The sequence below is a fragment of the Mycetocola sp. Y719 genome (genome assembly GCF_056713205.1).
This window is the reverse complement of the sequence record NZ_JBWYGY010000002.1, coordinates 1023520-1035960: the sequence shown is the minus strand read 5'-3', so window position 1 is coordinate 1035960 and position 12441 is coordinate 1023520. Positions and strand designations below refer to the sequence as shown.

Genomic DNA, 12441 nt, shown 5'->3' with positions numbered 1-12441 from the left:
TCGTGTCGAGCTACCGGAACGGGTCGTCTACGCGCCGCGAGGGGCGGCATCCGGAACCATTGTCTGTAACTCGTCTGAGCGGTGGGAGGGGAGGTTGGTTTCGGAGTAGTAGTCGGCGATGTGGGCGTGCACGACCGCGCGGGCGCTCGCCGCGTCGCCGGACGCGATGGCGGTGAGGATGTCCCGATGCTCGCGCATGAGGCGGGCCGAGGTGCCCGCCCACGACGGGAGGTTCGAAGCCCCTGCCATGACGTAGCTCTCGATCGAGCTCCGAAGCCCGGCCATCGTCGCCGCGATCACCTGGTTGCCGGATGCTTCGGCCAGCGACAGGTGGAACTGCGCGTCGAGCGCCAGGAACTCGGCCTCGGGGAGGTCGCGCGATTCCATGACGTCGAGAAGCTCGGTGGATGCCGACAGATCGGGCCGGGGGGAGGCGTCCGCGAGGTCACCGGCGACCGCGGTCTCGAGCACGAGGCGGGTCTTCACGATGTCAGCGACGGCGAACCCGGTCGCTGCGACCTGGAGGCGCATGAGCGCAGACATCCCGCCACCGGGGAGGGCGACGATGATCGCGCCGGCGTTCGGTCCTGAGCCGGTGGCGGTGCGGACGAGGCCGAGTACCTCGAGAACACGGATGGCCTCTCGAACGCTCGACCGGCCGACGCCGAGATCGGCAGACAGGGCGCGCTCCCCAGGCAGGTGGTCACCGGGGCGCAGTCGACCGTCGAGCAGGTCGCGCTCGATGGTCTCGAGCACCACCTGCCATGCGCGTCGGTCGTCTGTCACGCTGCCCCTCCGTCGATGGTGTGGTCTGACCACACAGTTTACACACGTCGACGGCCAGGTGCGAGCGCGCGCTGCTAGCTGCGCAGCACCACGTTCACGGGCTCCTCGCCCTTGAGCATCCGTTCGGCCTGCTCCCTGACGAGGCGCGCCATCCGCGGCAGCATCGCGGTCGACGCACCTCCGACGTGCGGGCTGATCAGCACATTGGGAAGGGCGAACAGCGGATGCCCGTCTGGCAGCGGCTCTGGATCGGTCACGTCGAGCGCGAACCGCAGGCGACCGGATTCGGCGTGCCGCAGGATCGCCTCCGTGTCGGCGACCCGGCCGCGCGCGATGTTCACGAGGAGGGCGCCGTCGCGCATCACGGCGAGGAACTGGTCGTTGACCAGGTGGGTCGTCCCATTGGTCAGCGGGACTCCGACCACGACGATGTCGGCCTCCGGTAACAGCTCGGGCAGTTCGTCGAGGCCGTGGATCGTGCCACGCTCATCCGTCCTGGCACGACTCGCGACGCGGACGACGGTCGTCTCGAACGGGAGCAGGCGGTCCTCGATCGCCTTCCCGACCCCGCCGTAACCCAGAAGGAGGACGGTGCGGTCGGCGAGACTCTCGAACCGCGCGGGCGCCCAACGGCCCTGGTCGGCCGCACGGACGAACTGCGGGATGCCGCGCTGTGACGCGAGGATGAGCGCAAGCGTGAGCTCGGCCGTCGAGGTCTCGTGCACCGACGAGGCATTGGCGAACACATTGCCGGGCGGCAGCGCGTCATCGACGTTGTCGTATCCGATCGACTGGCTCTGAACGAGACGTGCGCTGACGCCGGCCAGGTTCGCGAGCTTCGCCGTGCCGTCCATGTATGGCTGAATGACGATGTCGATCGATGCGGCGGGAGGCGGCCCGTCCATGTCCCAGCGGACGAATTCGACGCCGTCGAGCTCGCCGATCTCGTTGCGGAGGGCGTTACCGGGGACACTGACAAGGAGCGGAGCGGTCATCTCCCGAGCCTACCGAAGGCCCCACAGGCAGGCGAGGTGCTTGGCGATCGTCCGCCCGCACCGCTGTAGGTTCGAGGGATGGAATCCCCGTTCGTGGCCGTGCTCCTGCTGGCCAATGCCGTCTTCAACCTCATCGCGTGGCCGCAGTTCCTCCGGCGGGTGATGCGCGATCCCCGGGCACGCGATTCAGCCGGGAAGCGGACGACGTTCCTCACCGTCCACCTCATCCTCGTCACGATCGCCGTGCTCCTGGCTGTGGCGAGTGCGATCACCGGGATCGTCCTGCTCGTCCCTTAGCCGCCGAGCAGAGGGCACTCCGGCGGGCGTGCGTAACGTCGGAGATTCTCCGCAGAATGCCGTCGTTCGTCTCGATCCGCGGCCTGAGGCGTCACATCTCCGACGTTCGGAACAGCCCGGGTCAGCGGCCCAGCGGCTCGAAGCGCACGGGCTCGAACGAGCGCGCCACGAGCGCCCGCATCGACTCGAGATCGCCCGTGAGCAATCCGACGGCTCGCGCCTGCACCAGGACGTTCCCCAGCGCGGTGGCCTCGACCGGTCCGGCCAGCACAGGGAGTCCCGCCCGGTCGGCGGTGATCTGGCAGAGGAGCGTGTTCAGCGACCCACCCCCGACGACGTGGATGACGTCGACCGGGGTGTTCGCGAGAGCGGATGCCGTGTGCACGGCGCGCGCGAAGGCATCCGCGAGGCTCTCGAGAATGGTGCGTACGAACTCTGCTTTCGACCGCGGCACGGGCTGGCCGTGTTCGGTGAGTGCCTCGGCGATGCGCCCGGGCATGTCGCCCGGCTGCAGGAAGCGCGGGTCATCCGCATCGAACACCGGCATGGGCGCTGTGACCGCCGCGGCCTGGGCGAGGAGCGCAGGGAGGTCGATCGTCTCGCCTGATTCGCGCTCCCAGGTGCGCACGGATTCGCTCAGGAGCCAGAGTCCCATGACGTTGTGGAGGAACCGGACGCGACCGTCGACGCCGCCCTCGTTGGTGAAGTTGGCTTCCCTGCTGGCCTCGGTGAGAACGGGGCGGTCGAGTTCGAGGCCGACGAGTCCCCAGGTTCCGCAGGAGATCCAGGCCGCCTGGCTTGTCGTCATGGGCACGGCCACGACGGCGGATGCCGTGTCGTGCGATCCGACGGCTGTGACCGGTGTCTGGGCGGAGAGTCCGGTTTCGGCGGCCACGGCGGGCAGCAGGGTGCCGAGCACTGTGCCCGGCTTCACGAGCGGCGGGAAGATGTTCCTGGGGAAGCCGAGGCGGGCGATGAGATCGTCGTTCCAGCTGCCGTCGCGCGAGAGCAGTCCCGTCGTCGACGCGTTGGTCACCTCCGCGCTGCGGGAGCCGGTCAGCCGGTTGGCGAGGAAGTCGGGGATGAGCAGAACGGAGTCGGCATCGTGGAGCCTGGGCCTGTCTGCTGCCAGCTGGTAGAGCGTGTTGAACGGCAGGAACTGCAGCCCGTTCTGGCCGTACAGCTCGGCGAACGGGACACGGGAGTGAACGTCGGCGACGCCTCGGTCGTTGCGGTCGTCGCGGTAGTGGAACGGCTCGGAAAGCATCCGTCCATCCGACAGGAGGGCGTAGTCCACCGCCCACGAGTCGATGCCGACGCTCCGGATGCCCGGGTCGCGCCGTGCGGCCTCGGTGAGACCGGTGACGACAGCACTGAGCAGCCCCGTCGCGTCCCAGTGCAGTCCGTCGTCAGTGGTTGTCGGTCCATTCGGGAACCGGTGCACAGGCTCGAGCCGCAACACGTCAGGGCCGACGTGGCCGAGCATGACCCTGCCGCTCGTCGCGCCGAGGTCGACGGCCGCGACGGTCCCGCTGGCGGCGCTCACGAAGCGGACCTGTCCGTCGCCACGTAGTCACCTGTTCCGGACGTACTCACGCGGCGTAACGGATGAGTGCGTCCGGAAGGAGTGAGTGGGTGCACGCTCATCGGAGGAACGCGGCAGCGACGCCGGCATCCACCGGGATGTGGAGCCCGGTCGTGTGCGAGAGGTCGCTCGTGCAGAGGACGAACACAGCGTTGGCGACGTTCTCAGGAACGACCTCACGCTTGAGGATGGTGCGCTGGGCGTAGAACTTGCCGAGGTCCTCTTCCTCGATGCCGTAGGTCTTGGCCCGGTTCGCACCCCAGCCGGAGGCGAAGATTCCGGAACCGCGGACGACGCCGTCGGGGTTGATGCCGTTCACCTTGACGCCGTACTCGCCGAGCTCGGCGGCGAGCAGCCGGACCTGGTGAGCCTGGTCCGCCTTCGTGGCCGAATAGGCGATGTTGTTCGGGCCGGCGAAGACCGAGTTCTTCGACGAGATGTAGATGATGTCACCGCCGAGTTTCTGGTCGATGAGCACGCGGGCGGCCGCCTTCGAGACGAGGAACGAGCCCTTGGCCATGACGTTGTGCTGCAGATCCCAGTCCGCCTCGGTCGTGTCGAGCAGCGACTTCGACAGCGACAACCCGGCGTTGTTCACGACGAGGTCGAGCCCGCCGAACGCGAGCACGGCGGCGTCGATCGCCGACTGCACCGCCTTCTCGCTTGAGACGTCTGCGGCGACGCCGATGGCGACATCCGTGTTTCCGATCTCCGCCGCGGCTTCCTGCGCCTTCTCGAGCGACAGGTCGGCGATGACGACGCAGGCGCCTTCGGCGGCGAGTCGGGTGGCGATGGCCTTCCCGATTCCAGACGCCGCCCCGGTCACCAGCGCGACGCGCGTCGCGAGCGGCTTCGGTTTCGGCATGCGCTGCAGCTTGGCTTCCTCGAGAGCCCAGTACTCGATGCGGAACTTCTCGGCCTCATCGATCGGTGCGTAGGTCGAGAGCCCCTCGGCGCCGCGCATCACGTTGATCGCGTTGATGTAGAACTCGCCCGCGACGCGGGCGGTCTGCTTGTTGGCGCCGTAGCTGAACATGCCGACGCCGGGAACGAGAACGATCAGCGGGTCCGCGCCGCGGATCGCGGGGGAATCAGCCGTCGCGTTGCGGTCGTAGTAGGCCTGGTAGTCGTTGCGGTACTCCTCGTGGAGAGTTGTGAGGCGTTCGATCGTCTCCTCCACCGATGCGGATGCCGGCAGGTCGACGAGAAGCGGCTTCACCTTGGTGCGGAGGAAGTGGTCGGGGCAGCTCGTGCCCAGCGCGGCGAGTCGAGGGTGCTCTGCGCTGGCCAGGAAGTCGAGGACGACGGCGTGGTCGGTGAAGTGGCCGACCTGAGGCTTGTCCGTCGATGCGAGGCCGCGGAGGGTCGGCGCGAGGGCGGCGGCCTTGGCGCGACGTTCGGCGAGGGGGAGGGCGCCGTAACCGTCGAGCTCAGGGCCGAACGGTTCCGGACGCGAGTTCGCTGCGATGTACTCTGCGGCCGTGTCGATGATCCAGAGGGAGTTCCTCTCGCTTTCGTCGCTCGTGTCGCCCCACGCGGTGATCCCGTGTCCGCCGAGGATGCAGCCGACGGCATCCGGGTTCTCGGCCTTGATTGCCGCGATGTCGAGTCCGAGCTGAAAGCCCGGCCTGCGCCAGGGCACCCAGACGACTCTGTCGCCGAAGATCGTCTTCGTGAGCTCTTCGCCGTCTGCGGCGGTCGCGATGGCGATGCCGGAGTCCGGGTGCAGGTGGTCGACGTGCGCCGCGTCGACGAGGCCGTGCATCGCGGTGTCGATCGACGGAGCTGCACCGCCCTTGCCATGGAGGGTGTAGTCGAAAGCTGCGACCATCTCGTCTTCGCGGTCGACACCGGGGTAGACGTTGGTCAGCGCACGCATCCGGTCGAGGCGCAGGACCGCAAGGCCCTGCTCGGTGAGGGTGCCGAGGTCGCCCCCGGAGCCTTTGACCCAGAGGAGCTCGACGTCCTCGCCGGTCGCCGGGTCGATGGCGGTGCCCTTGGCCGACGTGTTGCCGCCGGCGTAGTTCGTGTTCCGGGGATCGGCTCCGAGCCTGTTGCTGCGCGCGATCAATTCCGCTGCGGTGTCGTTCGTCATTGGCCGTCTCCCGGTGTTTGTTTGTGTTAACTGTTACAAAAAGTAACAGCCGTGATCCCCGGAGTCAAGAATTCAGAGGAGGTCCGTGAGCTCCCGGTAGGGCTCGAGCCGCTCATCGGCCGGATCGAGTTCGGTCACCATGGTCGAGATCCTTTCCCAGTCGAGCGCCCGGGCCAGCGCACGCTGACCGAGTTTCGTCGAGTCGATCAGCAGCACGGTTTCGTCAGACGCATCCACGAAGGCCAGTTTCACCTGCGTCTCAGCGAGAGTGACCTCGCTCGTTCCGCGCTCAGGATCTGCCGCAGCTGACGATGTGAAGAACCGCGAGTAGTGCAGCGATGCGGCGGCCTGGCACGCCAGAAGGCCGACGAAACTGTCCGTCCGTTCCTCGGCTTCGCCGCCCACAAGCAACGCGGTGACCCCTGGGAGTCGACGCGCCACCTGGAAGTTCTCGTACGAGTTCGTCGCGATCGAGAGATCGGATGCCCCGTCGAAGCGGGACAGGAAAGTCCCGACGGTCGACGACGCGTCGAAAGCCGCAGCACCGGATGCGGGGATCAGGGTGCGTGCCTTGTCGGCGATGACGAGTTTCGCGTCCGCTCCCGTCGACATCCGTTCGAGGAAGGACCGGGGCTTCAGCGACGGGACTGCCCCTCCACGGACCCGGCGGAGCTGCCCTTCGGTTTCGAGGTCGGCGAGGTCGCGGCGCACGGTCATCGCCGAGACGCCGAGGCGCTCGGCTGCGGCATCCAGGCGGATGATGCCGTCTGCGCTGAGGATTTCGAGGAGGCGCTCACGACGTGACTCCGCGTCGACGGTCGATGTCGTTGCCATCTGCTGCTCCTCGCTTCGCCTGAAATGCTACAGCGCCAGGCGGCGGTCGCACCTGCGGGGCTGGCGAGCTGAGGTCAGGACAACGCAAGTCGTTTGTATCTTTTTGGTTTCGTTTATTGACGCGAATTGTCTTTTGGGCTTGAATTTCGAGAGCAATCCTCAAGAGTTCGTCACTGTCGCCGGCTGGAGGGCCCCATGAGTCGTTACGACTTCGTGCGAGAAGAGATCATTCTCGACGAACTCCATGCGGCCGGCCGTGTGACCGTGAACGACCTCGCCCGCCGTTTCGGCGTCTCTCCTGTCACCGTCCGCAAGGACCTCGATCTCCTGGAGCGCCGGTCCCTCCTTCGCCGGGTGCGCGGGGGCGCCGTCGCTGCTCCGCGGGATGAGGGAGCGTTCGAGACCCGTCTCCGGTCGGATTCCCATGCGAAACACGCCATCGCTGTTGCCGCCGCGAAGCTCGTGAGCGACGGCGACGTCATCGCGATCGATTCGTCGACCACGAGCCACTACCTCGCAGCCGAGCTTCTCTCCCGCTCCGGTCTGATGGTCGTCACCAACAGCATGCGGACGGCGACCCTCCTGATGGAACGCTCGGACGCCACTGTGGTCATTCCCGGCGGTGTGCTTCGCCGGGCATCCCACTCGGTGGTCGGAGCGTTCTCCGACGTTCTCGAGGGCCGCGGGCGGATCAAGGCCGGGTTCTTCGGCGTCGCGAGCGTGTCCAGGACGCTCGGCCTGCTCGAGCTCTCCACTGAGGAGAGCGAGTTCAAGAAGGGCCTCGTGCGAGCGTGCGATTCGGTCATCGGCCTGTTCACCTCGTCGAAGACCCAGGGTTTCGGGCTCCACCCCTTCGTCGGACCTGACGGCATCACCGCCCTCTACACGGACGACGCTGTCGACCCGGGCTTCGTTGCCGCGTGGAACGACTCGAACGTCGAGATCGTCACCGTCCCGGTGTCGCACCCCGGCGGGCAGCACGGCGAAAGCATGACGGCATGACACGGCGAGCCGGATCCCCGGCAAACGACCCCCAGCGGCGGAACCGTCGCGCTCAATCCGGCCCGGCAGGGATGCCAGGGTCACCACCAGAAAGAGGCAACCCAATGTTGAAAAGGAAAGCACTCGCGTTCGGCGCCCTTGCGCTGACTGCAGCCCTCGTCACAACAGCATGTACGAGCCGTGGTGACGGAGGAGGAGACGACAATGCCGGTGGAGGAGGCGACGAGAAGGTCTCGGTCGCGTTCGTTCCCAAACTCCAGGGCATCCCGTACTTCGAGGCGATGAACGCCGGAGGAAAGGCCGCAGCAGAGGAACTCGGGATCGAGTGGCTCTATCAGGGCCCGACGACGGCGGATGCCGCCGCCCAGGCCGACATCGTCCGCTCGTACATCCAGCAGGGTGTCGATGCGCTCATCGTCGCGCCGAACGACCCCGACTCGATGGCTCCACTCCTGCAGGAAGCGGCCGATGCCGGAATCGCGGTCGCGACCAGTGACACGGATGCGCCGAACTCGGTGCGCGAGGTGTTCGTCAACCAGGCATCGGTCGAGGGCATCGGCCAGGGACTGACCGACGCGCTGCTCGAGGCCATGGGTGGGGCGGGCAAGTACGCGATCGTGTCGTGTGGTGAGACCGCCGCGAACCTCAATGCGTGGATCGAGGTCCAGGAGGCCTACACCGCGGAGAAGTACCCGGACGCCGAAATCGTCGACATCGTGTACGCAGGAGAGGACCAGGCCGTCGCGACATCGATGGCCACCGACCTCATGAACGCGCACCCTGACCTCACCGGTCTCGTCGGCGAGTGCACCTCGTCCGCGCCCGGTGTCGCCCAGGCGGTTTCGGACGCCGGAAAGACCGGAACGGTCTTCACTGTCGGACTCGGAACGCCGCAGTCCATGAAGCCGTACCTCGAGGACGGTTCCTCGAGTGCGTCCATCCTCTGGGACGTCGAGGCACTCGGCTACCTGACGGCGTGGGCAGGACTCCAGCTCGCTGAAGGCAACGAGTTCGAAGCGACGAACGACGTCAGCGAGGCCCTGCCCGAGGTCGAGTACGACGAGGAGACCAAGGTTCTCCTCCTCGGCCCGCCGCTCCGCATCACCACCGAGAACGTCGACGACTTCGACTACTAAAGGTGAATGACCGCCGGAGGGGTTCGGCCCGACCGTACCCCTCCGGCTCCCTCCCGTCCCAGAAGCAGTGAGGAACCCATGCCGAACGCAAGCGAAACCGTGGCGACGGTGCCACGCGTGGCGCTCTCAGGAGTGGTCAAGAGCTACGGAGGTGTCCGCGCCATCCGGAATGCCGACATGAGTGTCGCACCGGGTACGGTGCACGCGCTCGTCGGCGAGAACGGCGCGGGCAAGTCCACGCTGATCAAGATCGTGGCAGGGGCCGAGCGCGCAGACGCCGGTTCACTGCAATTCGACGGTGAAGCGGTCTCGATCGCGTCGACGACGGATGCCATCGCTCTCGGTGTGCAGACCGTCTACCAGGAGCCGCAGCTCTTCCCCGAGCTCAGCGTCGCCGAGAACGTCTTCGTCGGACGTGAGCTGAAGAAGGGCATCCGCGTGGACTGGTCGGCCCAGGCCGACGCGATGCACAGCCTGCTCGACACCGTCGGGCTCCCCGACACCATCTCCACCGAGGTCGTCGGCGCCCTCTCGATCGCGCAACAGCAGCAGGTGTCCATCGCCAAGGCCCTCGCGGGTGACGCCTCTGTGCTCATCCTCGACGAACCGTCCGCCATCCTCACCGACTCCGAGATCGACGTGCTCTTCTCGGTGATCCGCAAGCTGACGGCGACGGGTGTCGCAGTCATCTACATCTCCCACCGGCTCGACGAACTCTTCCGCATCGCAGACGTGGTCACCGTGATGCGCGACGGCGAGACCATCACCACGCGGCCGATCGGTGAGCTGAGTGTCCGCGAGATCGCTGAACTCATGGTCGGTGGCGTGCTCGCCGAATCGAGATCCGCCGAATCCGCGACGTTCGGTGACGTCGTGCTCGAGCTCGACAAGCTTCACCTCGACAAGCACTTCGATGACATCAGCCTCACGGTCCGCGCCGGTGAGATCGTCGGGCTCTACGGCCTCATCGGTTCGGGTGCCGGTGAGATCGCCAGCTCGGTCTATGGAATGGAACGGCCGACAGGCGGAAGCATCCGGGTGAAGAATCAGACCGTCCGGATGAAGCGGCCGTCCCAGGCGAAGAAGCTCGGCATCCACCTGCTCCCGGCCAACCGCAGCGCGCAGGGCTCGTTCTCGTTCCAGAGCATCGCCTTCAACATCACCGTCGGTGAGCTCGGGATGCTCTCCCGTCTCCGCGGGTGGGTCGAACGACGCCGCGAGCGTGAGATCGCCCGCGAGTTCATCAGCAGGCTGTCGGTGAAGACGCCGAGTGAGAAGCAGCCGATCAGCGCCATGTCCGGTGGAAACGCCCAGAAGGTCGTTCTCGCCAGGCAGCTCGTCAACCGGCCCGAGCTCCTCGTCCTCGTCGAACCGACACAGGGTGTCGACGTCGGGGCGAAGGAAGAGATCCACCGGATCATCGACGGTCTTGCCTCCGAGGGCACGGCCGTGCTCGTCGTCACCAGCGACCTCGGCGAGGTGCAGAGGATCTCCGACCGCATCCTCGTCGTCCGCGGGGGAGAGATCGTCAGCGAATTCGCCCCGGATGCCACGCAGGTCCAGATCCTCGCGGCGGCAGCGGGCGAGCAACACCAGGAGGACTCCCGATGACCGTTCTCGACCAGAAGCCGCCCGAGGCCGTGAAGCCCGTTGCGCGGAGGATCCTCCCACCTCCGGTGACCGGGCAGGAACTCGTTCTCGTCGCCGTGATCGCCGTGCTCTGGGTGCTCCTGGGCATCTTCACGCCGTCGTTCCTCAGCCCGTCGTCGATCCAGCCTCTTCTCGTCTCCGTGGCTCCGCTCGCCCTGATCGGCGTCGGGATGACGTTCATCATCATCACGGCGGGCATCGACGTCTCGGTCGGAGGCGCCATCGCCCTCTGCGCCGTGGTGACCGCGAAGCTGCTCGTCAACTACGACGTCCCCCTGCTGGTCGCCGTCGGAGCCAGCATGGTCCTCGGGCTCATCCTCGGCCTGATCAACGGAACGCTCATCGCCTACGGCCGTGTCCACGCCATCATCATCACTTTCGGTACGGCGAACATCTTCCAGTTCTTCGCCCTCCGCGTGTTCGGCTCCTCGACGGTCAACAACATCCCTGCCACACTCGACGTCTTCGGTCGCGGCGAGGCAGGACGCACCCTCGGCATCCCGCACAGCTTCGCCATCACGGTCATCGTCGTGATCCTTGGCTGGTGGTATCTCAGGCACACCGCTGGCGGTCGTCATCTCTTCGCCATCGGAGGCAATGCCAACGCGGCACGTCTCGCGGGTGTGAAGGTGCAGCCTCGCGTACTCCTCGCCTATGCCATCACCGGTGCGCTCGTCGGAATCGGGGCATGCTTCCTCATCGCGGCAGGAACGTCGACACTCGACCAGGGTGTCGGTGCCGGACGGGAGCTCGCGGTCATCGCGGCCGTCGTCATCGGTGGCACGTCGATCCTCGGCGGGCGGGGATCGGTCATCGGAACGCTGCTCGGTGCGATCCTCGTCCAGACAGTGACGTCGGGAGTCACCCAGCTCGGCTGGCCCTCCCAGCTCGCGAACCTCTTCGTGGGCCTGTTCATCATCATCGCCGTCGGCACCGACCTGCTCCGCGAGCGGGCACGGAGGAGGAAAGCATGAGCGCCACATCGACCGTCGAGAAGCCCGGAACGACGGCGGAGAAGCGGAGCCTCGGCTCGCGGGCGCTCGAGGCGCTCCTGACCCAGCGCATCGTCCTGCTCGCCGTGCTCATCGTCGTGCTCCTGGTCGTCATGACGATCCTCGACTCGACCGGTGCGCTGAGCGGGTCGTACAACTCCGACTACCTGGCCGCGTCGCTCATCAACGCCGTCCCGCTCGCCATGCTGGGGCTGGCACAGCTGTTCGTGATCCTCTCCGGCCGGGGAGGCATCGACCTGTCCGTCGGGTCGATGGTGTCGGTCACCGGAGTCGCATTCGGGATGTCTTACGGGTTGTGGGGCTGGAATCTCGTGGCCGCGATGATCTTCGCTGTCGTGCTCGGTGGCATCCTCGGGGGGATCAACGGTTTCCTCGTCGCCTACGTCGGTTTCCCGCCCCTGATCGCCACCCTCGCGACGTTCTACGCGTACCGTTCGATCGCGCTCGTCTGGAGTGATCAGAAGCCGGTGAACTCGACCGAGATCCAGGCCTTCTACTCGGCCGCGAAGGCGATCGAGCTTCCCCTGATCGGCGGATCGCTGCCGCTGGTGCCGCTCGGGATCTTCACCTTCCTCATCCCGGTCATCATCGTCGTCTGGGTGCTGCTCAACAAGACGACGTTCGGGCGCCGGGTGTACGCCGCAGGCACGAACGACACAGCGGCGGCGTGGGCGGGCATCAACGTCCGGCCGAACCGTCTCGTCGTGTACATCCTCTCCGGCGTCATCTCCGGGCTCGTCGGGATCGTCACCGTGGCGCAGTTCGCGTCGGCGAGACCGGATGCCGGGACGAGCGGAAACGGCATGGCCCTCCCCGCGATCACCATCGCCGTGCTCGGTGGCGTTGCCATCACCGGCGGGATCGGCCGGGTGGCCGGCGTCGTGCTGGCCACCGTACTCATCGTGTGGCTCAATGCGGGCATCCTGCTGGCGTTCCCTGGGAACGACGGAGTCCAGGTGCAGCTGCTCGCGCTGGGTCTCGTGCTCGTGTTCGCCTCGCTGCTGAACGGACTGACGAAACGGAAGTACGGCGGCATCTGAGGCACGGA

General features: G+C 66.8%; 11 protein-coding genes. 6 read left to right on the top strand and 5 right to left on the bottom strand.

Going from position 1 to position 12441, the window contains the following annotated elements:
- Positions 1-27: 27 nt before the first annotated feature.
- Positions 28-786, bottom strand: coding sequence for a FadR/GntR family transcriptional regulator (locus AC1M0F_RS11210; RefSeq protein WP_480238303.1), 759 nt, complete (start codon positions 784-786; stop codon positions 28-30).
- Positions 787-860: 74 nt separating this feature from the next.
- Positions 861-1781, bottom strand: coding sequence for a 2-hydroxyacid dehydrogenase (locus AC1M0F_RS11205; RefSeq protein WP_480238302.1), 921 nt, complete (start codon positions 1779-1781; stop codon positions 861-863).
- A gap of 78 nt (positions 1782-1859) precedes the next feature.
- Between AC1M0F_RS11205 and AC1M0F_RS11200 the strand changes: the two genes are divergently transcribed.
- On the top strand, positions 1860-2078 hold the full coding sequence (locus AC1M0F_RS11200) for an SCO4848 family membrane protein (RefSeq protein ID WP_480238301.1): 219 nt from the start codon (positions 1860-1862) through the stop codon (positions 2076-2078).
- A 121-nt stretch (positions 2079-2199) separates the two neighbouring features.
- Here AC1M0F_RS11200 and AC1M0F_RS11195 read toward each other — a convergent pair whose 3' ends face one another.
- From AC1M0F_RS11195 to AC1M0F_RS11185, 3 genes are all read right to left on the bottom strand, one after another.
- The gene (locus AC1M0F_RS11195) at positions 2200-3624 is read right to left on the bottom strand and encodes a rhamnulokinase (RefSeq protein WP_480238300.1); all 1425 of its coding nucleotides are present in this window, start codon (positions 3622-3624) and stop codon (positions 2200-2202) included.
- A gap of 97 nt (positions 3625-3721) precedes the next feature.
- Positions 3722-5758, bottom strand: coding sequence for a bifunctional aldolase/short-chain dehydrogenase (locus tag AC1M0F_RS11190; RefSeq protein ID WP_480238299.1), 2037 nt, complete (start codon positions 5756-5758; stop codon positions 3722-3724).
- Between the two features lie 72 nt (positions 5759-5830).
- A complete protein-coding gene (locus tag AC1M0F_RS11185; RefSeq protein WP_480238298.1) occupies positions 5831-6592 on the bottom strand; it encodes a DeoR/GlpR family DNA-binding transcription regulator in 762 nt (253 codons plus the stop codon).
- Between the two features lie 195 nt (positions 6593-6787).
- Here AC1M0F_RS11185 and AC1M0F_RS11180 point away from each other — a divergent pair, with 195 nt between their 5' ends.
- From AC1M0F_RS11180 to AC1M0F_RS11160, 5 genes are all read left to right on the top strand, one after another.
- The gene (locus AC1M0F_RS11180; RefSeq protein ID WP_480238297.1) at positions 6788-7594 is read left to right on the top strand and encodes a DeoR/GlpR family DNA-binding transcription regulator; all 807 of its coding nucleotides are present in this window, start codon (positions 6788-6790) and stop codon (positions 7592-7594) included.
- A 104-nt stretch (positions 7595-7698) separates the two neighbouring features.
- Positions 7699-8730 carry an autoinducer 2 ABC transporter substrate-binding protein gene (locus AC1M0F_RS11175; protein WP_480238296.1) on the top strand — a complete coding sequence of 344 codons (1032 nt, stop codon included), beginning with the start codon at positions 7699-7701 and terminating at the stop codon, positions 8728-8730.
- A 78-nt stretch (positions 8731-8808) separates the two neighbouring features.
- Complete coding sequence (locus AC1M0F_RS11170) at positions 8809-10341, top strand: sugar ABC transporter ATP-binding protein (RefSeq protein WP_480238295.1); 1533 nt, start codon at positions 8809-8811, stop codon at positions 10339-10341.
- The gene (locus AC1M0F_RS11165) at positions 10338-11354 is read left to right on the top strand and encodes an ABC transporter permease (protein WP_480238294.1); all 1017 of its coding nucleotides are present in this window, start codon (positions 10338-10340) and stop codon (positions 11352-11354) included. Before AC1M0F_RS11170 ends, AC1M0F_RS11165 begins: the two co-directional genes overlap by 4 nt.
- Complete coding sequence (locus tag AC1M0F_RS11160; protein WP_480238293.1) at positions 11351-12433, top strand: ABC transporter permease; 1083 nt, start codon at positions 11351-11353, stop codon at positions 12431-12433. Before AC1M0F_RS11165 ends, AC1M0F_RS11160 begins: the two co-directional genes overlap by 4 nt.
- Positions 12434-12441 lie beyond the last annotated feature (8 nt).